27 protein-coding genes and 2 tRNA genes are annotated in these 24,121 nt (G+C 30.9%); 21 read left to right on the top strand and 8 right to left on the bottom strand.

From position 1 onward, the window contains the following. Positions 1 to 58: 58 nt before the first annotated feature. The 3 genes from pyrC to MAEO_RS05595 all read right to left on the bottom strand — a co-directional run bounded on the left by pyrC (position 59) and on the right by MAEO_RS05595 (position 4,477). Complete coding sequence (pyrC, locus tag MAEO_RS05605) at positions 59 to 1,339, bottom strand: dihydroorotase (protein WP_011973820.1); 1,281 nt, start codon at positions 1,337 to 1,339, stop codon at positions 59 to 61. Between the two features lie 102 nt (positions 1,340 to 1,441). After that, complete coding sequence (locus MAEO_RS05600; RefSeq protein ID WP_048062514.1) at positions 1,442 to 3,118, bottom strand: glutamate--tRNA ligase; 1,677 nt, start codon at positions 3,116 to 3,118, stop codon at positions 1,442 to 1,444. Between the two features lie 126 nt (positions 3,119 to 3,244). After that, positions 3,245 to 4,477, bottom strand: a complete 1,233-nt coding sequence (locus MAEO_RS05595; protein ID WP_011973818.1) for a methanogenesis marker 15 protein — start codon at positions 4,475 to 4,477, stop codon at positions 3,245 to 3,247. Positions 4,478 to 4,798: 321 nt separating this feature from the next. Here MAEO_RS05595 and MAEO_RS05590 point away from each other — a divergent pair, with 321 nt between their 5' ends. The 6 genes from MAEO_RS05590 to MAEO_RS05565 all read left to right on the top strand — a co-directional run bounded on the left by MAEO_RS05590 (position 4,799) and on the right by MAEO_RS05565 (position 10,027). Further along, positions 4,799 to 5,587: a TIGR00266 family protein gene (locus MAEO_RS05590; protein ID WP_011973817.1), complete on the top strand. Its 789-nt coding sequence runs from the start codon at positions 4,799 to 4,801 to the stop codon at positions 5,585 to 5,587. 457 nt (positions 5,588 to 6,044) lie between these two features. Then, positions 6,045 to 6,953 (top strand): adenine nucleotide alpha hydrolase family protein, encoded by a 909-nt coding sequence (locus tag MAEO_RS05585; RefSeq protein WP_011973816.1) that lies wholly within the window; start codon positions 6,045 to 6,047, stop codon positions 6,951 to 6,953. Beyond that, positions 6,954 to 7,214, top strand: coding sequence for a KEOPS complex subunit Pcc1 (locus tag MAEO_RS05580; protein ID WP_011973815.1), 261 nt, complete (start codon positions 6,954 to 6,956; stop codon positions 7,212 to 7,214). Positions 7,215 to 7,250: 36 nt separating this feature from the next. Then, a complete protein-coding gene (locus MAEO_RS05575; protein ID WP_011973814.1) occupies positions 7,251 to 8,876 on the top strand; it encodes a SulP family inorganic anion transporter in 1,626 nt (541 codons plus the stop codon). 66 nt (positions 8,877 to 8,942) lie between these two features. Beyond that, positions 8,943 to 9,503 carry a TIGR00267 family protein gene (locus MAEO_RS05570; protein WP_011973813.1) on the top strand — a complete coding sequence of 187 codons (561 nt, stop codon included), beginning with the start codon at positions 8,943 to 8,945 and terminating at the stop codon, positions 9,501 to 9,503. Between the two features lie 14 nt (positions 9,504 to 9,517). Then, a complete protein-coding gene (locus MAEO_RS05565; RefSeq protein WP_011973812.1) occupies positions 9,518 to 10,027 on the top strand; it encodes a DUF2115 domain-containing protein in 510 nt (169 codons plus the stop codon). A 34-nt stretch (positions 10,028 to 10,061) separates the two neighbouring features. On the opposite strand, the gene argS is transcribed toward MAEO_RS05565, so the two are convergent. Further along, positions 10,062 to 11,786 carry an arginine--tRNA ligase gene (argS, locus tag MAEO_RS05560; protein ID WP_011973811.1) on the bottom strand — a complete coding sequence of 575 codons (1,725 nt, stop codon included), beginning with the start codon at positions 11,784 to 11,786 and terminating at the stop codon, positions 10,062 to 10,064. Between the two features lie 420 nt (positions 11,787 to 12,206). Between argS and MAEO_RS05555 the strand changes: the two genes are divergently transcribed. The 13 genes from MAEO_RS05555 to MAEO_RS05495 all read left to right on the top strand — a co-directional run bounded on the left by MAEO_RS05555 (position 12,207) and on the right by MAEO_RS05495 (position 18,036). Next, positions 12,207 to 12,291 (top strand) — tRNA-Ser (locus MAEO_RS05555). Positions 12,292 to 12,397: 106 nt separating this feature from the next. Then, on the top strand, positions 12,398 to 12,847 hold the full coding sequence (locus MAEO_RS05550; RefSeq protein ID WP_011973810.1) for a 30S ribosomal protein S13: 450 nt from the start codon (positions 12,398 to 12,400) through the stop codon (positions 12,845 to 12,847). Positions 12,848 to 12,935: 88 nt separating this feature from the next. Further along, a complete protein-coding gene (locus MAEO_RS05545; protein WP_011973809.1) occupies positions 12,936 to 13,469 on the top strand; it encodes a 30S ribosomal protein S4 in 534 nt (177 codons plus the stop codon). 53 nt (positions 13,470 to 13,522) lie between these two features. Further along, positions 13,523 to 13,897: a 30S ribosomal protein S11 gene (locus MAEO_RS05540; RefSeq protein WP_011973808.1), complete on the top strand. Its 375-nt coding sequence runs from the start codon at positions 13,523 to 13,525 to the stop codon at positions 13,895 to 13,897. Positions 13,898 to 13,983: 86 nt separating this feature from the next. Then, positions 13,984 to 14,577, top strand: coding sequence for a DNA-directed RNA polymerase subunit D (locus tag MAEO_RS05535; RefSeq protein ID WP_011973807.1), 594 nt, complete (start codon positions 13,984 to 13,986; stop codon positions 14,575 to 14,577). A 64-nt stretch (positions 14,578 to 14,641) separates the two neighbouring features. Continuing rightward, positions 14,642 to 15,004 (top strand): 50S ribosomal protein L18e, encoded by a 363-nt coding sequence (locus MAEO_RS05530; RefSeq protein WP_011973806.1) that lies wholly within the window; start codon positions 14,642 to 14,644, stop codon positions 15,002 to 15,004. 12 nt (positions 15,005 to 15,016) lie between these two features. Further along, positions 15,017 to 15,433: a 50S ribosomal protein L13 gene (locus MAEO_RS05525; protein ID WP_011973805.1), complete on the top strand. Its 417-nt coding sequence runs from the start codon at positions 15,017 to 15,019 to the stop codon at positions 15,431 to 15,433. A gap of 17 nt (positions 15,434 to 15,450) precedes the next feature. Beyond that, positions 15,451 to 15,855, top strand: coding sequence for a 30S ribosomal protein S9 (locus tag MAEO_RS05520; protein ID WP_011973804.1), 405 nt, complete (start codon positions 15,451 to 15,453; stop codon positions 15,853 to 15,855). Positions 15,856 to 15,962: 107 nt separating this feature from the next. Further along, positions 15,963 to 16,172, top strand: a complete 210-nt coding sequence (locus MAEO_RS05515; RefSeq protein ID WP_011973803.1) for a DNA-directed RNA polymerase subunit N — start codon at positions 15,963 to 15,965, stop codon at positions 16,170 to 16,172. A gap of 78 nt (positions 16,173 to 16,250) precedes the next feature. Next, positions 16,251 to 16,328 (top strand) — tRNA-Pro (locus MAEO_RS05510). A gap of 73 nt (positions 16,329 to 16,401) precedes the next feature. Next, a complete protein-coding gene (locus MAEO_RS05505) occupies positions 16,402 to 16,587 on the top strand; it encodes a DNA-directed RNA polymerase subunit K (RefSeq protein WP_011973802.1) in 186 nt (61 codons plus the stop codon). A gap of 129 nt (positions 16,588 to 16,716) precedes the next feature. After that, positions 16,717 to 17,658: a phosphopyruvate hydratase family protein gene (locus MAEO_RS05500; RefSeq protein WP_011973801.1), complete on the top strand. Its 942-nt coding sequence runs from the start codon at positions 16,717 to 16,719 to the stop codon at positions 17,656 to 17,658. Positions 17,659 to 17,850: 192 nt separating this feature from the next. After that, a complete protein-coding gene (locus tag MAEO_RS05495; RefSeq protein ID WP_011973800.1) occupies positions 17,851 to 18,036 on the top strand; it encodes a 4Fe-4S binding protein in 186 nt (61 codons plus the stop codon). Positions 18,037 to 18,082: 46 nt separating this feature from the next. On the opposite strand, the gene MAEO_RS05490 is transcribed toward MAEO_RS05495, so the two are convergent. From MAEO_RS05490 to MAEO_RS05480, 3 genes are all read right to left on the bottom strand, one after another. After that, positions 18,083 to 18,352 (bottom strand): HypC/HybG/HupF family hydrogenase formation chaperone, encoded by a 270-nt coding sequence (locus MAEO_RS05490; RefSeq protein WP_011973799.1) that lies wholly within the window; start codon positions 18,350 to 18,352, stop codon positions 18,083 to 18,085. 171 nt (positions 18,353 to 18,523) lie between these two features. Beyond that, positions 18,524 to 19,009, bottom strand: coding sequence for a YqaA family protein (locus MAEO_RS05485; RefSeq protein WP_048062385.1), 486 nt, complete (start codon positions 19,007 to 19,009; stop codon positions 18,524 to 18,526). A 3-nt stretch (positions 19,010 to 19,012) separates the two neighbouring features. Then, positions 19,013 to 20,296, bottom strand: coding sequence for an FAD-dependent oxidoreductase (locus tag MAEO_RS05480; protein ID WP_011973797.1), 1,284 nt, complete (start codon positions 20,294 to 20,296; stop codon positions 19,013 to 19,015). 121 nt (positions 20,297 to 20,417) lie between these two features. Here MAEO_RS05480 and coaBC point away from each other — a divergent pair, with 121 nt between their 5' ends. Together coaBC and MAEO_RS05470 are read left to right on the top strand one after the other, a co-directional pair. Then, complete coding sequence (gene coaBC, locus MAEO_RS05475; RefSeq protein WP_011973796.1) at positions 20,418 to 21,644, top strand: bifunctional phosphopantothenoylcysteine decarboxylase/phosphopantothenate--cysteine ligase CoaBC; 1,227 nt, start codon at positions 20,418 to 20,420, stop codon at positions 21,642 to 21,644. Positions 21,645 to 21,888: 244 nt separating this feature from the next. Further along, positions 21,889 to 22,824: an EF-Tu/IF-2/RF-3 family GTPase gene (locus tag MAEO_RS05470; protein WP_011973795.1), complete on the top strand. Its 936-nt coding sequence runs from the start codon at positions 21,889 to 21,891 to the stop codon at positions 22,822 to 22,824. A gap of 219 nt (positions 22,825 to 23,043) precedes the next feature. Here the strand turns inward: MAEO_RS05470 and MAEO_RS05465 are convergent, their stop codons facing one another. After that, positions 23,044 to 23,853, bottom strand: a complete 810-nt coding sequence (locus MAEO_RS05465) for a hypothetical protein (RefSeq protein ID WP_011973794.1) — start codon at positions 23,851 to 23,853, stop codon at positions 23,044 to 23,046. Between the last annotated feature and the right edge of the window lie 268 nt (positions 23,854 to 24,121).

Genomic DNA, 24,121 nt, shown 5'->3' with positions numbered 1-24,121 from the left:
CCTTAATACTACTTTTACATTTATATATCTAATATTTACTATTTAATATTTGTAATATTTAAATGTTTCCACATGCATCATACACTTCTCCATTAATAATAGTATATATCGGAGCTCCCTTAACTTTCCAACTTTCAAATGGTGTAAATTTAGCCTTAGATTTAAATGTTTCCCCCTTAATTGTCACATCTTTGTCTAAATCAATAATTGATAAATTTGCATTATTTCCCCCCCTTATTTCATTATCAATATTAAATATTTTTGAAGGAGCTCCACTTAATAACCTTTCAACATCAAATATATTTATAATATTTTTATTAACTAAATCCAGAGTCAAAGGAACAAGGGTTTCTATTCCCGGAATTCCAGAAGGGCAACTTTCAACAGGATTATTTTTTTCGTCAATATTATGTGGTGCGTGGTCTGTTGCAATTATATCCACCGTTTTATTTACAATTCCATTTATTAGTGCTTTGCAGTCTTCTTTTGTTCTAAGTGGTGGATTGAACTTTCCCATTCCCTTTAATTTTTCGGCATCTTCTTTATTTAAAAATAAATGATGTGGTGCAACTTCGGTTGTTATTTTCACATTTTTAAATGTTTTTTTGGCATTATTTATTAAATTTAGTCCTTCTTTTGTGGATAAATGGCATATATGTATTCGTGGTTTATTTTGGTTTAATTTTTCAACAATTTCTAAGTTTTTTATTATTTCTTTTATTGCCTCAACTTCACTTCTACTATCTCTTATTTTTGTGTGGTTAGTCCAGCTATTTAATGGGTATTTTTTTGAGTTTTCGGCTATTATGTTTTTATGCTCCGCATGAATGGTAAATAATTTATTTTGGTTTAATATGTCCTTTAATTTTGAATAATCGCTTATAAATAAGTCTCCAACAGATTTTACCATAAAAATTTTATATGATTTTGCATTTTTTATACTATCTAAATAGTTATTTTCAGTAATTCCATAATTAAATTCTATATTTATTTTGCTTTTTTCTTTTCCCTCTTTGTATTTCTTTTCAAATTCTTCTTTTGTGGTGGTTGGGGGGTTGCTATTTGGCATGTCTATTGCATAAGCCACTCCACCGTTAATACCTGCTTTGCTTCCACTTATAAAATCTTCTTTTTGTGGTTGCCCATATCTAAAATGAACATGGGAATCAATAATTCCGCTCATTACAATTTTATTTTTTAAATCAATGGTATTATTTTTATCGCTATTTTCATTATTTGATATATTTTTACTTATTTTTTTAATTTTATCATTTTCGATTAATATATCGGCTTCAATAATAGAATTATTTTTTATAATTTTACAATTTTTTAAAAGCATAATATCCCCCTAAAATAGATAATATCGTAATAAAATATTATTAATAAAATATTGTATAACAATATATAAAAAAAGTCATAAAAGGAGCTCCCATAATAAAAATTAATTATGGGTATAATAACAAATTATTTCATCATCTTTCTTTTCATCTATTCTTACAAATCCAAATCTTTCAAATTGCACAAAATCATCAATATTTACTATTTTAAAGTCTTTTTCAGCAAATCCTTTAATTTTTTCTCCCTCTGTATTTATTACGGTAGTAGGAATGGCATCTTTTACAGGAATCCAATGTATTATTTTTGCTTTATTTTCTTTTGCTATTTTGAAGTCATCGGAGTGGTATTTGGCATATATTGTGTTATTTTCTATTTTTTCAACTACAATATTATGGAGCTCCATCAATCTATACATTTTATTTACTTCCAAATCATCGGAAATATAAATATTTCCATCAAATATTAATTCTCTTGTTCCAAATTCTTCCCTACTTGGGTGAGCTCTTAAATTTATCGTAGTGATTTTTGCTCCCTCGATTATTAAAGTTTTTGGATTTTCTACAAAGAAGAACCGTCGAGCATCTTTATCAATTATATCTTTATTTACAGCATGTAAGTTTTCCCATGAGTATTTTACATCTGCCTGTTTTACTCCAATATCTACCATTGATTTATAAATTGCCTCTGGTTTTATTCCTCTTCTTTTCAATGCCCTTAGCGTTCCAAATCTAGGGTCGTCCCAACCTGTGAATTCATTGTTTTTAATTCCTTCGCTCATTTTTGATGTGCTTAAAATCGGTCCATCTATTTTTAAAATACCATAATGTATATATTCGGGCATTTCCCAGCCAAAGTAATCAAATATGTATTTTTGTTTTTCCGTATTTACTATATGGTCTTTTCCCCTCAATACATGGGTCATACCTAAAAGATGGTCATCAACAGATACGGACAGGTTCATTAGTGGATAAACTCTGTATTTTGTGCCTGTTTTTGGGTGGGGTGTGTTTTCAATTCTAAATATAGGAAAATCTCTTATTGATGGGTTTTTATGCTCTATGTCTGTTTTTAACCTGACTGCAACTCCATCTATTTCATTATTTAGCATTTTATTCCATAGTTCTAAATTTTTCTCCACTCCTAAATCCCTACATACACATGGTTTTCCATTAGCTCGGAGCTCCCTGAATTCTTCTGCCTCACAATCACAAACATAGGCATGCCCCATTTCTATTAATTTTGTTCCATATTCGTAATAAATGGGTAATCTATCGGATTGAACAATTACATCATCTATTTTTACTCCAAGCCATTCTAAATCCTCTTTAATCATTTCATAAGCTTCAGGCATTACTCTTTTTGGGTCTGTGTCCTCCAACCTTAAAATTAATTTTCCATTATATTTTTTTGCAAAATAATCATTTAATACAGCAGCTCTGGCATGTCCCAAATGAAGTGGTCCAGATGGATTTGGTGCAAATCTCATTACAACAGGAGCTCCCTCTTTTACATTTTTTAATTGTAGCTCTTTCTTTTTTCTTTCTGCTGGTTTGCTGTTTAATAATTCTGGGGCAAGGGATTCTAATTTTGCCTGTTGTTCATTTAGTGGCATATTTTCTATTTCTTTTATTATTTCTGCAATTATTTTTGAAACTTCCCCTGCCTTTTTTCTTAAATCTGGATTTTCTCCCAATATTTTTCCCATGATTGCCTTTGGGTTGGGAGCTCCTTTAAATTTTATTGAATTTTGAAGAACATATTTTAAAATTGTGTCTCGTATGTCGCTCAATTTTTCACCTGATAATTTTTAAAAAGTTTTTTTATGTTAAAAAAGTATGATTAAATAATATATATAATTAATAATTAAAATAATCGTAAAATCGTAAAAAATTAACAATAGATAATATTATTTTAAATCTTTATATCCGGAAGATAACAATGCCGCACCAACAGCTCCAATATATTGGGAATGTGGTGGAACTATTATTTTTTTACCAAGTATTTCCTCCAAAGCCATTACCATACCTTTAAATAAACTACTTCCTCCAACCAATATAACTGGGTCCCTCACATCTACTTCCTGCAATTGCTGCTCGTAGATTTGTTCAGCTACGGAATGAGCTGCAGCTGCCGCTACATCAGCTGACGAAGCCCCTCCTGCAAGGGCCGTAACTAAATCTTGAATACCAAATACAATACAGTAACTGTTCATCATAACATTTCTCCAATCTCCTTCTGCGGCAAGGTCTCCCAACTCCTGTATGGATATATCCAACCTTCGGGCTGTTAATTCAAAGAACCTACCACTAGCACCGGCACAAATGCCCCCCATTGTAAAATTATCTGGTATAGCGTGGTTTAAAGATATTGCCTTATTATCCATTCCACCTATGTCGATTACAGTAGCTTCCCCTTCTTGTTTATTTGCTAAAAAGGCTGCACCTTTTGAATTTACTGTTAATTCTTCCTGAATAAGGTCTGCTTTAAAGTATTCTCCCATTGTATGTCTTCCATATCCTGTTGTCCCAATTGTTTCAATATCTTCTGCCTTTAATCCTGCCTCTTTTAAAGCATTGTCCATTACCTTTTGAGCTGATTCTATAATCTCCCTTGTTGGTCCCCAACCTGTTCCCACTATTTCATTGTCCTGCATAATTACGGCTTTTGTAGTGGTTGAACCACTGTCCAAACCTAAACTAATTCCAGTTTGTTTTTTTCTGGATAGTAATGATTTTCTTTCTACAATTGTAGCTAATGCCTCCATTCTGGTTGATAACTCTGGTGCCTTTGTTCTTTCGGTAAATGAATACATAACAACAGGTAAATCTGTATGTTGTTGAACCAATCTTCTTACTTCGTTTCTAACCAGAGCTCCTTCGGCACACCTAAAACAAGTTGCTATAAATACGGCTTCTGCCTCTGTATTACCTTCAATAATAGACATTGCTCTAGCAAACATTAGCTTTAAATTTGCCGATGCCACATTAAATCCAAGCATATCATCTACTTTATCGATGTAATCTAAATCTACTTCGGGAAATATTATTTCTCCGCCCACATCATTTGCGGCTTTTTCAATTTCGGCCTGAACTCCACTGTATTCTGGACCGCAGGTTAATTCTGCTATTTTTACAGTCATATTATTTCACCAATAAAATTTAAATGAAGAAAAATAAATAATTAAATAATTTATAAATTATAAAATATAAATTAGGCAGACATAAATATTTGGTTGTTTGAGAACTTTTTACATTATGTTCCCTAGTTCTTAATATTTTATGCCTTATTGTTAATGCAGTAAGTAAGATGCATAGATATCGGAAAATATAGTATACTTTCTGAATCTACCGCACATATTAAATATAATTACAGTATTAATTTTATTATATTTAATTATATATTATAGTTCGTTCGAGAATTTACATTATGTCTAAAATTCATTGACCAAAAAGGTGATAAAATGAAATGCCATAAAGTAGATTATGAAATATTTGGGGACGATATGCAAGTTGTGGAAGTTGAATTGGACCCAAATGAATCCGTAATAGCAGAAGCCGGGGCAATGAACTGGATGGAAGATGGAATTAATTTTGAGACTAAAATGGGAGATGGTTCGGACGCTAATGAAGGTTTGGTTGGTAAATTGTTTGGTGCAGCTAAAAGAGTAATTACAGGCGAATCTCTTTTTTTAACCCATTTTACAAATGTTGGGAGAGGTAAAAAAAGAGTAGCTTTTGCAGCTCCTTATCCCGGTTCAATAATACCAATAGATTTATCTAAATTAGACGGAGAATTTTTCTGTCAAAAGGATTCTTTTTTATGTGCGGCACTTGGGACAAAAGTAGGCATTTCATTTAATAAAAAAATAGGAACTGGATTATTTGGTGGAGAAGGCTTTATTATGGAGCATTTGGAAGGAGATGGAATGATATTTGTTCATGCAGGGGGAACAATCGTAAAAAAAGAATTAAATGGGGATAAAATTAAAGTAGATACCGGATGTATTGTAGGATTTACAAAAGGTATAGATTTTTCCATAGAACGGGCAGGAGGGTTAAAATCAATGATATTTGGTAGCGAAGGATTATTTTTAGCCACCCTACAAGGACACGGCACAGTGTATTTGCAAAGTCTTCCATTTTCAAGACTTGCCGATAGAATTCTTAAAAATGCACCAGTTGCAGGCGGAAGAAGGGCAGGAGAGGGCTCTGCATTGGGCAGAATTGGAGATTTTATTGATGGTGATTAAATAACAAATTAGCATCGTGTAAAGTTCTTTCGAACGGACTATATATTGTGGGAGCTCCAATATTTTCCTCTGGAAAATGGGGGGGGCATCCATAAATTCAATAGTCTATAAATTCTATAAAAGATATTTTTAAAATATTTTTTATTTTATATATTGTTATATGCTGTTTTTTAACTTATTTTTTAGATTTTTCTTTTTATTGGGTTAGTGCATTTAGAAAAAAATATATTCTATAAGTTCTTTTAACATACTATAATTACTATATAGTTAATCTTCGGACTTTTTACTAACATACCTATTAAAAGCCAATCTATCTATAATATTATCAATATATGAAAAAATTTTAATAATTTAGGGCAGATAAAGGACATTTATTGAAGATTGACTAAAATGGAGATAGAGATAGGCACATCGTGCATCATATTAATAATTAATAATTATAATGAAATGTGAGACAATGAATGAGAAAATAAATGATAAAAATAATATTATAAAATGTGAAACCTGTCTTAATGACAGTAGCACCTCAAAGATAATAAATCATGATAATAAAAATATATGTATTGAATGTTATTATTCTTTAAAATATCCAAGAGATTTTAATAAAATGAAGGAGGAAATAATTAAATTATTAAAAAAAGAACCCACAGAAGAAGAGAAAGATAAAAATAATATTAAAAACAAAAACAAAAGATATCCTTGTATTTTGGCATTTTCGGGGGGCAAAGATAGTGTAGTGGCTTTATATTTACTTGTAAAGGATTTAAGAATAAGGCCGCTATGTATTACCGTGGATAATAAATATATGTCTAATGAAGCATTAATAAATTGTTATAATATAACACGATATTTAAATGTGGATTGGATGGTAATAAATAGGGATTTTACAAAATTATTTGAGGAAACTATTTTAAAGGGGGAATCACCATGTCGAGAGTGCTCAAATAAAATTATGGGGGAGCTCCGAGGTGTTGCAAAATCTTTAAATATAGATAAAATAGTGTCTGGGCATGAGCTACCTTTTGGAACTTCTGCATTTAAACCACTTAAAAACAATATAACTCTTATACGGTTGTTGGCAGGTTATAATTTAACGGAAAAAGACAGAATGAAAATATTGGAAGAATTACCCTGGAAAAATCCTAATTTGGGAGGATATACAACAAATTGTTTAGTTCTTGCACCAGCTTTAAAGGAATTTTATAAAACTCATAATTTTAATTTTGAATTCAATAGGATTTGCGCAATGGTTAGGTATGGACTAATGACAGAGGAGGAAGCAACTAATTCACTAAAATGTCCCGAAGTGCCTGATGAAGTGTATGAAGAACTCAAAAAAAGAGGACTAAATTTAAGGGGCGATTAGATGGCGGAAATTTATTTTAAAATGGAGCTCCCCTCTAATGAAAATGAAGTAAATAGTTTAAAAGTAGATGATATGGACGATGGCTTAGTAATACAAACTAATTATAACCATTCAACTAAGAATTTAATATTGGAGATAAAAACAAACTCAACAGGCTCATTAAATAATATATTGGACGATTATTTTGTAAATTATGAAATGATGTTAAATATTATGGATTTGACTAAAAATAATGTAAAAGTTAAAAAACTAAATAAATAAATAAATAAATAAATAAATTAAATATGGTATTAAACAATGACAGAAGAAAAAATACATACAAGTCAAACAAAAGAATTAAATAATAAATTGGTGGAGTTAGTAATTCCAAAAGATGGAAGTCTTAAAAATGATATATTGTCCGGATTAACCGTGGCATTGGCATTGGTTCCCGAGGCAATAGCATTTTCATTTATATTGGGCATCGACCCAACAATAGGGCTTTATGCCGCATTTATGATGGGATTAATAGCTTCAATAGTGGGCGGTCGTCCGGGAATGATTAGTGGTGCAACTGGTGCAGTAGCCGTAATATTTGCACCCCTTGTAATTCACCAAGTTCAAGTTGCAGGAATGGAAAGTGCATTGGGCTATTTATTTGTTGCAGTAGCACTTATGGGAATTATTCAAATAATTATGGGGATTTTGCGAGTTGGTAAGTTTGTTAGAATGATACCCCATCCTGTTATGCTGGGTTTTGTTAATGGTCTTGCCATAATTATATTCATGTCCCAGCTTGGGCAATTTTATGGCGCAGATGGTAATTTACTACCTATGCCTATTTTATTAATTATGCTTGTTCTTATTGCAATAACAATGATCATAAGTAAATTTTTGCCCAAAATTACAAAGGCAGTCCCTGCTACGCTGGTGGCAATTATCGTAGTTACAATTATATCTTATTTCTTAAATCAAGCTGGATATACAGTTCTCACTGTGCTTGATTTTGTAAAAATGATAGAGCCAACTAAATCAACACTTGCAGCTTCTATTCCTTCATTCTCTATTCCACATATTCCATTTACAATGGATACATTTAAAACCATACTTCCATACTCAATTTTGGCGGCTGCTGTTGGTTTAATAGAGTCCCTTATGACATTGAGGTTAATTGACGAACTCACAGAAACAAGGGGGAGAAGTAATAGGGAATGTATCGGTCAAGGTTTGGCAAATTTGGTAAATGGATTTTTCGGTGGAATGGGGGGCTGTGCCATGATTGGTCAAAGTATGATAAATATTCGTGCAGGGGGTAGGGGGCGAGTCTCTGGAATTGCGGCGGCTTTATTTCTACTGGCATTTATTGTATGGGGAGCTCCCCTTATAGAAATGATACCACTTGCTGCCCTTGTGGGTGTAATGTTTATGGTAGTAATTGGAACATTTGAATGGTCTAGTCTCCGTATATTAAAGAAAATACCTCTATCTGATGCAATTATTATTGCACTGGTTTCTATTATGACTGTGGTATTTGATTTAGCTATTGCAGTATTTGCGGGAATAATATTGGCAGCTATTATGTTTGCATGGGAACGGGGGAAAGATATATGGGCACACACAGAATCTATGAAAAATAAAAAAGTATATAGGCTTCACGGTCCGCTTTTCTTTGCATCGGTCACTAAATTTAAGGATTTATTTGATTTTAAAAATGATCCTGTTGATGTGGTTATCGATTTTGAAAAATCTAGGGTTTATGACCATTCTGGAATTGAGGCAATAAATAATATTGCTGAAAAATATGCCCAATATGGTAAAAAATTGCATCTTCTTAATTTAAGTGAAGACTGTCAAAAATTAATTAAAAAGGCAGATAATATTGTGGAAGTTAGTATTCTTGATAATTTAATATGGCATGTTGCTGATGATAAATTAGATAACTAATACAATGACTTAATAATTTTAATTAATTATATAAAAGATATTTATAAAATAAGATAAGTGAAAATAATGAGTTTAAAAGGAATATTATCCCATATTAAAGTGGAAAACTTAGATGTTAGATATATAATAAGAGGTATTATAGATGGCTCTTTATCCTCCTTGGGTGTAGTAATTGGGGCAAGTGGTGGAGATATATCTATAATCATAGCTGCGGGAGTTGGTGGTGGTGTGGCAAATGGAATGTCTAATATTTTGGGAGCTTTAACAGCTGAACGAGCAATATTAGAAGGAGAAAGAGCATCTCAGGAAAAAGTATTATTACAAAATGAAGGTTCATTAAAAAAATCTTCATTTTATCAAATGGCAATAGATAAAACAGCAGTAAGTGGTATGCAAGATGGATTAGCAACGGCATTAGGTTCAATTATACCTGTTATGCCATTTTTATTTCTTGAAAAAAACATGGCTATAATGGTATCAATTGCAATTACTTTGGCCATATTATTTGCCCTTGGTGTATTCATTGGAAAAATCTCCAAGGAAAATTTAAAAATATCTGGATTAAAGATGGTACTTGGTGGTGTAATGGTTGCCATAATATCTTTTGCCATTGAGAGATTTATCTAATTAGTGTGGTTTTAATGAATAAAATGGAGTTATTGGACATATTAAAAAAACTAAGCAATAATTTTGGGGTTTATGAATTAATGAATGTCAGGATATTTTTAGAAAAAGACATGGCTCATGTTCCCAAGGAATACCGAACACATTATATTAATTCATATATTGGATATTATTCTAAATTATTGAATAATATGAAAACCATAATCCCAAAAAACAATAATATTGGCGATAAAGATTGTCCTATTGATGAAGAAAAATATAATAAATTAATGGATAGGATAGAGCAGTTAAAACCAGAAGATAGTAAAGGGAGCTCCTTTATAAAATTATCAAAAATAGTAGTTCCTTATTTGGTTTTTATTGAAGGAATACCATTACATCCAGTTGGAATGAAATTTCCCGGCGGAAATCGCGTAATTAAAAAAAATAATAATTATTACTGTCCTGTGAAAAATAAGCAAGACAATAAATATTCTTTATGTGAATTTTGTATTTGCAAAGATTATAATGAGTTGGATAAAAAATAATTTAATAATTGGTATATTTATTATCATTATTATTTTACATCTTCCCTGGACATTCAATACCTAATAAATTAAGGGCATTTTCAATAATTGTTTTGGTGCATTTTACCAATTCCAACCTTGAATATACTATATTTTTATTTTCTTCTTTGAATATTGGACAGTTTGCATAATATCTATTAAATGTTTGAGCAACATCTAATGCATAGGTGGCCATTATTTGAGGTTTTTTGGCATCTGCTGATTTTTCAACTATTTTTGGGAATTTTAACAATATTTTTATTAATAATTTTTCATGCTCATTTAAATCATATTCAAATAATTCAGTGGCGTCAATAGGTTTATTTTCATTTGTGTTTTCTTTTTCAAGTATTCTACAACATCTAGCATGAGCATATTGAATTACCGGAGCTCCGACTTTTTCAAAGTCAAGGGCATCATCCCATCTAAATACCATAGCTTTATCTGGCGATATTCTAACTATATTATATCTCACAGCACCAACGGCTATTTTATGGGCAATGTTGTTTATTTCCTCTTCCTCTGTGGTTTCGTTTCTCTTTTTAATTTCTTTCACTGCCCTGTTTTTAGCTTCCTCATATAGTTCGTCAATGCTGATAAATGTTCCTCTTCTGGTGCTCATGGAACCTTCTGGAAGTGATATAAATTCATAAAATACTACTTCTGGGGTATTATAACCCAACAATTTTAAACTGGCATTTACCATTTCTGCTGTTAATTTGTGGTCAGCTCCAAGAATATTAATTCCGATATCGCAATTTTTCATTTTGTCAATATGATATGCAATATCTCTTGTGGAGTATAGGCTGGTGCCGTTTAATCTAGCTAATACTAATTTTTTATCTATTCCGAATTCCGAAAGGTCTAACCTATATACTTCGTCTTTTTCAACTTTTCCGGTATCTTTTAGCGTTTGTATTACTTTTTGCACCATTCCATTTTTAACATAGGAGCTCTCCCATACAAATTTATCATGGTGTATATTTAAGTTATTAAGGGTTTCTTTAAATCCACTTAGGGCATAATTTACGGCATAATTGAATTTATTTGTTAATTCGTTTTCTTCTCCTTTTTCAGAAGCTTCTTCATATTTTTTCATTAATTTTAATATTTCTTCTTCCTGCTCTGGATTCTCATTTAATAACTGATTTGCCTTAAAATAAACTTCCCCTATGGCATGGTCTGGTTTTTGCTGTTCATTTAATTCAAATTTATCCAATCCATATACTACTATTGCCTCCTGTCTTCCCATATCATTTACATAATATTGGGCCTCAACGACATATCCTGCAAATTCCACAATTCTTTTTAAGCTGTCTCCAACAATGGCATTTCTGCTGTGTCCTATATGGAGTGGTCCGTTTGGGTTAGCCGAAGTATGTTCAATTATAACTTTTTTATTTTTCGGAGCTCCCTGCCCAAATTTATCTTTTTCAGAGGATATTTTAGCTATGCCTGATTTAGAATATAAATTATAATCTATAAAGAAATTAATATATCCATTAACTGCCTTTATTTCCTTTATTCCTTCTATATTTTCGGAAATTAATAAATTTGTTAATTCTTCGGCTATAACCATAGGAGATTTTTTTAATAATTTTGCTAATTTAAATGATATATTTGTAGAATAATCTCCCAAACTTATTGATGGAGGTTCTTCTAATCTTATGGTTTCGTCATATATGGTTTCTGTTAATTCTTCTATTTTTTTGATTAATATATTTGTTATATTTTGTTCCATTATATCGCCATTCTATTTTATCATTCCTATTTTATATTATTACTATTATTATTTATCCTATATTATAATATTGTGTCATAATTATTATATATGCCGTGTTGTATTTTAATACATGGAGCTCCCTATCCTACTGTACTATATAATATATTGTGTAATTCACCAGTATAATCGAAACATATATATAGTAAATGGAAAGTATATTAGTAAGAAATTATAATGTATATGAAACACGGGTGTTATATTTTATAATTATTTTATGTAATATCTGATGAGATATAACGCGAAATATGATGAAAAATAAATATATGATATAGGGCCGAATATTAATAATTATAGAATATAGATATACACAATGAATACCAAATACTATTAATATGATAAATGCATATTTTGTTGTAATGGTATCTATTGGATAGATGGGCAGAGATAGTCTAGCTCGGTAAGGCGTGGGACTGGAAATCCCATGGGGCTTTGCTCCGCGGGGGTTCAAATCCCCCTCTCTGCGTTTTTTATTTTTTTATTATATATTAACGATTATTGGCACATATAACCAAATATATGTTTTATAATATATGTGCTTAAAACACGATTATCTCACGGAGGTGCAGAAATTGACCCAACCAGAATTCAGACACAGAATTAGAGTATCAAGAACAGACATAACTGGTGAGTTTCCATTAGAATATGCTTTACAAGATATTAAAGGTATCGGTAAAGCTATGGCTAAAGCAATATTGAGAATAACAAAATTGGACGGAAAACAACAAGCCGGACTTATGTCAGATGAAGATGTTAAAAAAATAGAAGATATTTTAAATGAACCTGCAAAACACGGAATCCCATCATGGATGTTCAACAGAAAGAACGATGTATATTCGGGATTAAATAAACACTTAATCGAATCAGATTTAACAATGGCTGTTCAAGAAGACATTGCTACAATGAAAAAGATAAGATGTTATAGAGGAATTAGGCATGAATTAGGATTGCCATGTAGAGGACAAAGAACAAGAGGTTCATTTAGGAAAGGTTCTCTTGTAGGTGTTAAGAGAAGAAAATAATTAAATAAATATTGATAATATATCAATATTAATGATAATATACTAAATATATTATAGGATACATACATAATACTATATCGGTGAAAAAATGGGAGACCCAAGAAGGTTAAGCAAAACATACGACACACCTAACCACCCATGGATTGGAGAGAGAATCAAACAAGAAAGGGAACTCTCCAATAAATATGGTTTGTCAAACAAAAAAGAAATCTGGAAAATGGAAACAAGATTGAGAACATTCAGAAGACAGGCAAGAAAGTTAATCAGCGATACCTCTGCTCAAGGGGAAAAAGAAGCTGTTCAATTATTCGGTATCTTAAATAGATACGGTATCTTATTAAAAGAAGATGCTACGCTGGATGATGTTTTGTCTTTGAATTTAGAAAGTATCTTGGAAAGAAGATTGCAAACATTGGTATTTAGGAAGGGATTGGCCAATACACCAAAACAGGCAAGACAATTTATTGTTCATGGCCACATCGCAGTAAATGGAAAGAAAATAAATGCTCCAAGTTATCTTGTTCCTTTGGTTGAGGAAGATGCTATATCTTATATGCCAAATTCCCCAATGGCATCTGAAAGTCATCCAGAAAGAACAGATTCAGTAAAGGACGCGGAATAATTACTAATAATTAAATAATTTAAAATATATTTATATATTATTAAGGTGATTTAATGAGTGAAAAATGGGGCGTAATTCATATTTATGCGTCATACAACAACACAATCATCCATGTCACTGACATAACTGGGGCAGAAACAATTGCTAAGATATCTGGTGGTATGATTGTGAAAAACCAGAAGGATGAATCTTCCCCTTATGCAGCTATGCAGGGAGCATTTAAAATAGCAGACATGATAAGAGAAAAAGGCATTGATAAAGTTCATATCAAGGTAAGGGCAACAGGCGGTAGTAAATCTAAAAATCCAGGTCCAGGAGCTCAGGCGGCTATTAGGGCATTAGCAAGAGCAGGAATTAAAATTGGAAGAATCGAAGACGCTACACCAATACCTCATGATGGAACAACACCTAAAAAAGGGAATAGATAATTATATAGAAATATTGCGTATGTATAATATAATTATGATATAATGATATTATACAGATATATATTTCTATTACATTGGTGGTATGTTTGATTAAAAACATTCAAAAAGAAAAAACTAAAATTGGAGAAACCCTTAAATTTACTATCGGGGGAGCTCCCATTTCCTTTTCTAGTGCATTAAGAAGAATTATGGTTTCAAGTGTTCCTACTTATGCCATTGAAAATGTATATTTTTATGAGAATTCTTCCTCAATGTATGATGAAATATTAGCACATAGATTGGCATTAATACCCATAACTGGGAAGCCTGTTATTAGTGATGAAGTTGTGCGATTTTCAATTATGAAGGAAGGACCTTGCACAGTTTATTCTGCGGATTTAGAATCGGAATCCGATAGTATGGTTGCTTTTGATAATATTCCAATAGTAAAATTAAAAGAAGGACAAAAATTAGAATTGGAATGTGAGGCACTTGTAGGAGTGGGAAAAAATCATGCAAAATGGCAACCATGCAATGCAAGTTATAAATTGATAAAGGATAATGAAGTAGAATTTTCAGTGGAATCTCATGGGCAAATGGATTCTGAGGATATTTTAATATCTGCAATAGAGGTATTAAAAAATAAAGCTGAAAAATTCTTATATGAATTAGAAAGCTATGAAATAAATAAAGCTGAATAAGCGATATCAATATATATTTATAAATATTAAATTTTATAATATATGCATAAAAAACGGTGAAAATATGAGGAAATTAAAGTCAACCAATCCGCAACTTGTTGAATTGGTTCAAGACCTTAAAGTGGAGTCATATAAAAACGATGTGAAAATCTGGAAGGACCTTGCTAAAAGATTGTCAAAACCTTCAAGAATTATATCCGAAGTAAATGTTAGTAGATTAAACAGATACACGGAAGAAAATCATGTTGTTGTGGTTCCGGGGAAAGTTTTAGGGTCTGGAAAATTGGCACATAAAATAACAGTTGCAGCATTTTCATTTTCAGAAGGTGCTAAGAAGGCAGTAGAAGAAGCTGGCGGAAGATGTATTACAATTAAAGAATTAATCAATGAAAATCCAAAGGGTTCTTTGGTAAAAATAATGGCATAAGTGGTGAATAATATGACAGTTGTTATCGATGCAGAAAATGCTGTTGTTGGAAGATTGGCATCACGAGTGGCAAAACTTGCACTAATGGGCGAGGATGTTTTAGTTGTGAATGCTGAGAAAGCAATAATGACAGGAAATAAAGAGTTTATATTTGCAAAATATACTCAACTAAGAAATAGAAAAAGTATCTCAAATCCAAGAGATATGGGTCCAAAATACCCAAGAAGACCTGATGACATAGTTAGAAGGATAATCAGAGGAATGGTTCCATACAAAAAGCCAAGAGGAGCAGAGGCATTTAGAAAAATTAAAGTTATGGTAGGAGCTCCTGAAAACACGAACCCAGATATTGTATTAAGCGACATGCCTAACACAAATAAATACATAACAGTAGGGGAACTCAGCAAACACTTGGGAGCTAAGTTCTAAAAAAGTAGGGTGATTATGTGAAAGTAGTTCATACAGTAGGTAAAAGAAAAACAGCTATTGCAAGAGCAACAGCAAAAGAAGGAAAAGGAAGAATTAGGATCAACAAAAAGCCAATTGAAATAGTTGAGCCAAAATACATCAATGCAAAATTAATGGAACCAATTATATTGGCCGGAGATGTTGTTGATGGAATTGACATAGACATTACAGTAAATGGTGGGGGAATTGTTGGTCAAATGGATGCAGCAAGAACCGCATTAGGTAAGGCAATTGTAGAATTTACAGGAGACATGGAATTAAAGGACAGATTCGTACATTATGATAGAACTATCTTAATTAGTGACGCAAGAAGAACTGAACCCCACAAACCAAGTAAATCTACAAAAGGTCCAAGAGCAAAAAGACAAAAATCATACAGATAATTGTCTGGCATTGCTATATATGCAGTTATTTTGGAAGAATACAATATTTAATGGATTTTCATTAAATATTATTAACTATTATTTTCTTTTTAATTTGGTGATATTAAATGGTAATGTTTCCAATAAGATGTTTTTCATGCGGAGGAGTAATCTCCGAAGTTTATGGGGAGTATGTATCTAAATTAAAAGAGGGGGCGGATTTATCCAACGCCTTAGATGAGTTAGGTATAAAAAAATACTGCTGTAGAAGAATGTTTATCTCTCATAGTATCGACGAAAATGGAAATGAATTATTTGACGAAGTTATGAAATATTAAAAATTATAAAATATTAATTTAAAATTTGATATTATTAATATTAGATATTTCAATACATTTTAACTACATTTTATATATGGGACTGTGGGGTAGCTTGGTCCATCCTGTGCGTCTGGGGGGCGTGCAACCTGAGTTCGAATCTCAGCAGTCCCACCATTTATTATGTAATATAAATATATCATAAATATATATTATAAAATATTCTCTAATATCCTAAAAGAGGGATTAAATGAAATATACAAAATTTGAAAAAGCAAGATTACTTGGTTCAAGAGCCCTACAAATATCTGATGGAGCATTCGCAACAGTAGAATCAGAAGAAAAATCATCAGGAGTAATTGCAATGAATGAATTTAAACAGGGAAAATTGCCTTTAAAGGTTAAAAAACCATTAAAAGAGCAAGACAATATATAATTGTTATAATTAAATACTATCCTATAAAATAAATAATATCCCATAAAACTTTTTTTGATATATGTTAATATTAATACTAACACGGTCGTATATATTTTATACTTATAATTATATTTAATGGGGATTAAGTTGGAAGGAGACACCATACTTGAAAGAATTTCTGCAAAAAAAATTTTTAAAAATTCAAAAATTGGAGTAAAAATTACTACATTCACAAGAACAGGGATTGGATATGACATAATTAATGTTGAAGACCCTATTGCTGTCATTTCAGATGTGGAAAATATAATAGCTCCAGCATTGGTGGGATATCCCACATCGGACCAAGATTTTATGGATTCTATGTTGTGCGATACATCAATTGATGACCCTACAACCACAATGGGAGTATCGATGAGTATAGCAAGGGCATCGGCTAACACAATAGGAATGCCATTATTTAAATATTTGGGTGGAAATTTAGCTTCGGAGCTCCCTATTATGGGAGCTCCTTTAATGAGTGATAATTTAAATAAATTAATCGCCATACCAATGATAGAATCAATAGGGGAGTTAGTCCATATATACACTAAAATATTGTCAAATCTATCCAATAAATATCCAATCATTAATCAAAATGGAGAATTTTTATGCAACAATATTTTTGATGAATTAGATAGTTTTAAAACAATATTGTCGGATATCTCCGAAGAGGAAGATGTTCAAATATTGGTTGGCGCATCTGTTGAATCATATGATAAACACACAGACTTAAATAAATTGGATTATCTTGAAAGTTCAAAAATGGTTGAATTTGATGGAACGGTTGCAACTGAGGGAATAAATGAGGCTGCTGATTTTTCAATAATAGAGCCTTATTCAATGGGAACGCTGACCGAAATGTATCATTATATTAATTATATATCTGACAAAGGATTAACACCAACCATGGTTAGTAATAATAATTCATTGGCCCAAGTTTCAGTTGGATTAAGAGTTCCATTTATACGAAGTGATATTAATTCAAATGTATTAAATGAACTTTGGAATATTGAGAGAATTTTAGGAGCTCCCAATATGGGTAGATTTTAGGAGCTCCATTTATGATAAATTAATATCATTTTAAGTGGAACGAAGGGAATCATGAAATCATAAAAAATCCGAAGGATTTTAATATTAAAAAAGAATAAAACACGATATATTTAGCATGATATAATTTATATATAAAATTATATATAATATGTGCATTATGGAAAATTAACCAAATAACGAAGTGGTGAAAAAATGAGTGTAATAATTAACTACAACAAATGTGATGGAGTAGATTGTGCAGAATGTATGAATGCATGTCCTATGGAAGTTTTTACAATTGAAGATAATAAAGTAGTAGTATCAAAAGAAGATGAATGCACATTTTGCATGATTTGCGAGGATGTATGTCCAAATGGTGCAGTAAAAGTTAAAGATTAAATATATAATCTATTTAACTTATTATTTTTTAGTTATTTTATTTTTTTTATTTATCTTCCTGTTTTTCTTTTATGCCGTCCATTTCGTCAAGGGCATCAAATAATTCTTCCCAAGTTTCTAATGTTATTTTTGCATCTTCTTCATTCATTACTTCCAAGGCATAGCCTGTATGAATAAGGACATAATCTCCAATATTTACATTTTCAAGAAGTGCAAGTTTTGCCTTCTGCTTTACTCCTTTATATTCCGCAGTGGCATATTTTTCTCCATTTTCTTCAAATATTTCAATTACTTTACAAGGTATTGCTAAACACATATAATATCACCAAATTTAGATTATAATAATATATTATAAATTATATTAATTTAAGTTATAATTGTTGTTGGAATATTGGATATATGATTGCATGGAGCTCCTTAAAACACCACACTAAAAATAATATGTAATTATATTATTTAATATTTTATCAATATTTTATGCATTATTTTAAATTATGTTTAAATCATATCCAAGCACAAAAGGCATTATAAAAACACCATGTTTTATTACCCTACTAATAAATACCGCGAATAAATAGTTTTTAAAAGGCATCTCAAAAGACCCACATACCCAACACATAATTTCAAATGGAAGGGGAGTAAAACTTATAATTAAAAATCCCCATACCCCATATTTTTTAAAAAATTTTTCGCCTTTGGCATATTTCTTTTCATCAAATAATTTATATGCTAATTTTTCGCCATATTCTGAAGCTAGATAATAAGTAATTACCGAACCAACAGTGGTACCTACTGCCCCCATAATCATAACAAGTTTCCAATCAAGACCCAAGGCAATTCCTGCTATCATAAATATTTCTGTTGGAAATGGTTGAAATATTGGTTCTGAAAACCCGATTATAAATATACCCAATAACCCATATTTTTCTACGAGATTCATAAGAAATGATTGGAGAATCGTGAAATCCATAATATATTACCTACTACCAAATATTTTATAAAATGGGTCTGTTGAAGGATGAACCTCTATAAAACCATCATAAATATTGACACCATTTAAATACTGGGCAAAATATGGAATTGTTTCCATTGATGGAGACATTGAAATTGCACCCACTACCCTATTATTTTCGTAATATATTTTATTTATGCCTATGTGGTTGAAAACCCTAAAAAAATCCCCTTTTCCAACACTATTAGGAATAATTTTAAAATCATCTGTCTGTTTTCCAACATAAGATATATTTAAATCCAATCTAATAGTATTTGGGATATTATTGTAATTTGGTTTTATGGGTGGTTTATTGTTTAATTCATTATAAATATTTTCGGCAACTACTTTACCTTCCATACGGGATATTGGAGTAGTTCCACCCTTTCCAATTACACAATCTCCACAGGCATATTCGTTGTCTTTGCCTATTACTTTTAAATTGTCATCTGTTTTTATAGTGGCTTTTCCTCCGATAGCCAATATTTTTGTATAGCTACTATCATTTAGTAATTCATTTAATTGATTTTCGTCATTTATAATTTTAAATGTTATAAATTTTAATATGTAATCTCTAATATCTTTATCCTCTATCATCTTTAAAAATTTTGAACGAACATAAACAACCACTTCACAGCCATAATTTGAAAACAGCGAAGCATATTCCATTGCCACAGTTCCCCCGCCCACAATTAATATCTTTTCAGGGAGCTCCTCTAAATTTACAATATCCGAATGTATTAGGCATTCCACACCATTATAATTATTTGTATATTCTTTACCCGTTGCATATACAATATAGTCATAATTTTTTTTATATTCTTCTTTAAATTCTTCATTATATAATTTTATATTATTGTATTTTAATAGGTCCCCCTCTAATTTTCCTCTTATTTTAGTTAGAATATTCGATATATTTTTTTGAAGTTCTTTAAATGAAATAACATCTTCTAATTTTGTATTATCTTTTATTTCTTTATTTGAGTTAACTATATTTAAATTATTTATTATATCTGCCATTTCCCGTAATCCGGTTACATATGTGCAACCGTAATTTAAACAGGTGCCTCCTATTTTGTTTTTTTCGTAAATTGATACGGAAAATCCTTTTTTGGCTAATTCGGTGCTGCAATATTTTCCAGCAGGTCCGCCACCAATAACGGCAATTTTTGTATTTTCAATATTTTTTGTATTTTCAGGGGGTCTCAAAATAGCTTTGCTATTTTTACGACTGTAAAAATTTTTTTCCGAAAAATTTTGAAGTTCCATAATTACACCAAGAATGACATATACAATATATATACAATATATGGATATGTTTTATAGTTTAATAATATTATATAGTTTATTATGTTATTTAATATATACCCACAAATATAAAAGTGATAAAATGCACCCTACAAAAAAATTAAAATATGCTAAATCAAAACTATTGGATGGTAAAACTATTGTTGTTGCAGTGTCATCATCAATTGCAGCAATTGAGACTCCAAAGTTAATGAGGGAGCTCCTAAGACATGGGGCTGATGTGAGATGTATTGCCACAGAGGAATCAAGAAAAATAATTGGAGAGGCATCATTGGAGTTTGGTTGCGGAGCTCCGATAGATTACGACATCACCGGAAAAATTGAGCATGTGGAATTATATGAAGAATGTGATGCAATGCTAATATTCCCAGCTACGGCAAATATAGTAAGTAAAATATCATTAGGTATTGCAGATAATATAATAAATACTACGGCTACAATGTTTTTTGAGAAAAAGCCAATATTTATAGTTCCAGCAATGCACCAAAATATGATAGATACAATAGACAACCATTTAATTAATTTAAGTGGTAAAAAAGATGTACATATAATATCTCCGAAAATGGAGGAAGAAAAGGCAAAAGTTCCATCAATTGAAACTGTTGTAGGTGAAGTTATCGATAAATTAAATAAAAAAGAAAATAAAGATAACAATAACAACAATAAAAAAGTATTAATATTATCGGGTGGAACGGCGGAATTTATTGATAAAGTTAGAATAATAAGCAATTTATCTTCTGGAAAAACTGGTTATTTGCTTTCTCAGTGCTTTATTAAAGATGGTTTTGATGTATCTGTTATATATGCAATGGGCAAAAAACCACCATATTATGTAAATTCATACAATACGCTCAGTGCTACGGAAATGTTAAATAAAGCATTGGATATTGGAAAAGATGCAGATATAATAATCTCCTGTGCAGCAATATCGGATTATACTCCATTGGAAGAGCAAAAGGGAAAAATAAGTTCGGATAAAGAGGAATTAACAATAAAATTAAAGAAAAATCCAAAAGTAATAAAAGAACTTAAAAAGGCATTTCCAAATAAAATAATTGTTGGATTTAAGGCAGAATATGGAATACCAGAACAGGAATTAATTGAAAAAAGTATAAAAAAACTTAAAGATGCCAATTTAGATTATATTGTAGCCAATGATTTATCCAAACATTATTTTGGCGATGATTACAACGAGGTAATTTTAATAGATAAAAATAATAATATTAAAAAATACAAGGGCAAAAAATCCGATATAATGGAAAATATTAAAAATGAAATTATAGCCAATCTTCGAACTTTTTCGCACTAATGGAGATAAGACTGTATTATGTATAGTATCCCATATTACACTTAATATTTAGAAAATACATAGGACAGTTTTTGAAGATTGACAGATAGCCAATCTTCGGACTGTTTCACACATATCAAAATAAACTATATTCTGTATAATATTCCATATTATATTTAATTATTTAGAACATATATGGGACAGTTTTTGAAGATTGACTATATTAAAGATTTAAATTAATATATATTATAAAAACGGTGAAATTATGAAAAATATAGGAATAGGATTATTTGGAGACATTAGAGATGCAGGAAAGAATTTAGGAAAGGCAGGAACTTCCACAGATATAACGCTATATAATTATAAAAATGGAGATGATGCTATTTTTATAATTGAACCTACAAAATATCCAGAAAAAATAATGCCATTATTATATACCATAAATTTAATGGACTATGCGTTAATTTTCGTAGATGAGGTAAAGGCAGAATTGGCAGAAACATTATTAATATTGGATATGTGCGGAGTAAGTAAAGGAGCTCTGGTGGTTGGAGAATATGTTGATGTAAATCAATTAAAGGCAATTATTTCAAATACCTCAATGAAAGACTTTGAGATTATGGAAAAGGACTATATAAATATAAGAGAAAAATTAATGGAGCTCCCAATAGATATAGCAGGAGCTCCCAACAATGATTTTGTAAAAATACCAATTGACCACTTTTTTATGGTTAGAAGTGTGGGGACTGTAATATTGGGGAGAGTTTTAAAAGGAGCTACAAAAATACATGATAATTTAAGGGTTTATCCTACTGAAAATAAGGCAATGGTAAAATCCATACAGGTAAATGATAAAAATTATGATGAGGCACCTCAATTTTCAAGAGTTGGTTTGGCATTAAAAGGAGTTAAAGCCGAAGATTTGGATAGGGGTATGATATTATCTAATGGTGATTTGGAAGTATCCAGCGAATTAACGCTAAATATGAAATGGAATCCATATATGCAAAAAGAAATAGCCGTAGGAGAAGGATACCAAATAAATATCGGATTACAAACAGTAAGTAGTGAAGTAATCGAAAAAGAAGGAGATATAATTAAATTAAAATTATTAAAACCAGTAGTTTATGAAAAAGGAGATAAAGCAATATTAATTGACGGAAGTGCAAAAATAAGAATAATCGGAGTTTCCGAATTGTAATTATAAGGTTTATGGGAGCTCCCACGGCGTTATAATTGGGGGCGTAATATGGGAGCTCCGATGAAGTTGTGAAGTTAAATATAAAAAACATATAACAAGCTCAAAGGACAATTTTGGAAAGTATTAAAAAGAGGTTATGGGAATATGTGATGTATATTATGGTAGAAATATAAGATAATAAAAATTAGTAGAAAAATGAAGAATTTAAAGAATTACTGTTTAGTTATCTCTCGATGATATAAAATATGTTATTAGTATCATTGAGGCCATTAAAGCACCAACTGGAATTGGTGTTTTAGTCGGGGTTGCTTTTGGTTTAATAAAATTATTTGTGGGTTCGTAGGTTAGGGGGTCTCCACCTGCATTTGGTGTACTGCCACTTATGTCATATATGGTTGCATTAGAACCATTTAATGGAATTATCCCACTATAGTAATCTCTACCACTATTTTTATATGGCATAGTGATATTCCAGGTTTCGTTTGTGTCAATGTCTGTAAGTTTAAATGATAAATTATGGTGATATCCCCCATATTGGGTGGCATTTTTAAATGTTATTCCATTTTCCGTAATATTTAATTTCCACTCTCCATCGGCATAGTTATCATCATTATAATTATCATTCATTTTTAAATCGATTTGAGAACCCACAGGGATTTCGGCGACATAAGGTAGTGAAGTAACATTATTAGTTTGAGTACTAATTTGTTCAAATATGTCATGAGTATTTCCATCGGGGTCAGTCCAAGATATTGCTGCTGTTGGTGCAGGGTCGGTAGTTCCTCCATTATCAGTTAAAGGTACTGTCTGCCTAATTGTTTGACCATTATCTAATTCATATACTACAACTGCATAGTTATAATCTGAACCACTATACGAAGACACACCGTCAAATGTATTGCCCAATGGGTCGTAATATGTTCCGTTGTATTCATACACCCCAATGTATGATTTAACTACTTTTGGAGCATCTTCTGCATACGCCGGAGATAGTAATATCATAATATTTAATATATATATATATATCATTTCTAATCAAAATTCCACCCAATATTGTGGTTAATCTTCAAAAACTGCCCCTACTGCGTCCCAAAATATTATGATATTATCTCTTTATAGGATAATACGGTGATATTTGTCTTTCTGGTGAGTCGATGTGGGAAATAGTCCGAAGATTGATTATACTCAAAATTTACCATTATATGTTAGGCCATCATATATAATATATGCTATTATATTTTATATATGTGTTGTCAATAGGGGCGGAATTATTTAATATAATTCTATTTATGGGGTG

It is taken from the genome of Methanococcus aeolicus Nankai-3, from assembly GCF_000017185.1.
GTDB classification, from domain to species: Archaea; AGJL01; Methanococci; order Methanococcales; family Methanococcaceae; genus Methanofervidicoccus; species Methanofervidicoccus aeolicus.
This window is presented reverse-complemented; position numbering and strand designations above follow the sequence as displayed.

What these genes read in the sequence shown, in the direction of transcription:
- MAEO_RS05595 (WP_011973818.1), bottom strand. Translation starts at nt 4,477, where the DNA reads ATGACTGTAAAAATAGCAGAATTAACCTGCGGTCCAGAATACAGTGGA.
- MAEO_RS05525 (WP_011973805.1), top strand. Translation starts at nt 15,017, where the DNA reads ATGACAGTTGTTATCGATGCAGAAAATGCTGTTGTTGGAAGATTGGCA.
- MAEO_RS05585 (WP_011973816.1), top strand. Translation starts at nt 6,045, where the DNA reads ATGAATGAGAAAATAAATGATAAAAATAATATTATAAAATGTGAAACC.
- MAEO_RS05470 (WP_011973795.1), top strand. Translation starts at nt 21,889, where the DNA reads ATGAAAAATATAGGAATAGGATTATTTGGAGACATTAGAGATGCAGGA.
- MAEO_RS05515 (WP_011973803.1), top strand. Translation starts at nt 15,963, where the DNA reads ATGGTAATGTTTCCAATAAGATGTTTTTCATGCGGAGGAGTAATCTCC.
- coaBC (WP_011973796.1), top strand. Translation starts at nt 20,418, where the DNA reads ATGCACCCTACAAAAAAATTAAAATATGCTAAATCAAAACTATTGGAT.
- MAEO_RS05505 (WP_011973802.1), top strand. Translation starts at nt 16,402, where the DNA reads ATGAAATATACAAAATTTGAAAAAGCAAGATTACTTGGTTCAAGAGCC.
- MAEO_RS05565 (WP_011973812.1), top strand. Translation starts at nt 9,518, where the DNA reads ATGAATAAAATGGAGTTATTGGACATATTAAAAAAACTAAGCAATAAT.
- MAEO_RS05480 (WP_011973797.1), bottom strand. Translation starts at nt 20,296, where the DNA reads ATGGAACTTCAAAATTTTTCGGAAAAAAATTTTTACAGTCGTAAAAAT.
- MAEO_RS05490 (WP_011973799.1), bottom strand. Translation starts at nt 18,352, where the DNA reads ATGTGTTTAGCAATACCTTGTAAAGTAATTGAAATATTTGAAGAAAAT.
- MAEO_RS05495 (WP_011973800.1), top strand. Translation starts at nt 17,851, where the DNA reads ATGAGTGTAATAATTAACTACAACAAATGTGATGGAGTAGATTGTGCA.
- MAEO_RS05570 (WP_011973813.1), top strand. Translation starts at nt 8,943, where the DNA reads ATGAGTTTAAAAGGAATATTATCCCATATTAAAGTGGAAAACTTAGAT.
- MAEO_RS05540 (WP_011973808.1), top strand. Translation starts at nt 13,523, where the DNA reads ATGAGTGAAAAATGGGGCGTAATTCATATTTATGCGTCATACAACAAC.
- MAEO_RS05575 (WP_011973814.1), top strand. Translation starts at nt 7,251, where the DNA reads ATGACAGAAGAAAAAATACATACAAGTCAAACAAAAGAATTAAATAAT.
- MAEO_RS05590 (WP_011973817.1), top strand. Translation starts at nt 4,799, where the DNA reads ATGAAATGCCATAAAGTAGATTATGAAATATTTGGGGACGATATGCAA.
- pyrC (WP_011973820.1), bottom strand. Translation starts at nt 1,339, where the DNA reads ATGCTTTTAAAAAATTGTAAAATTATAAAAAATAATTCTATTATTGAA.
- MAEO_RS05545 (WP_011973809.1), top strand. Translation starts at nt 12,936, where the DNA reads ATGGGAGACCCAAGAAGGTTAAGCAAAACATACGACACACCTAACCAC.
- MAEO_RS05530 (WP_011973806.1), top strand. Translation starts at nt 14,642, where the DNA reads ATGAGGAAATTAAAGTCAACCAATCCGCAACTTGTTGAATTGGTTCAA.
- argS (WP_011973811.1), bottom strand. Translation starts at nt 11,786, where the DNA reads ATGGAACAAAATATAACAAATATATTAATCAAAAAAATAGAAGAATTA.
- MAEO_RS05465 (WP_011973794.1), bottom strand. Translation starts at nt 23,853, where the DNA reads ATGATATATATATATATATTAAATATTATGATATTACTATCTCCGGCG.
- MAEO_RS05580 (WP_011973815.1), top strand. Translation starts at nt 6,954, where the DNA reads ATGGCGGAAATTTATTTTAAAATGGAGCTCCCCTCTAATGAAAATGAA.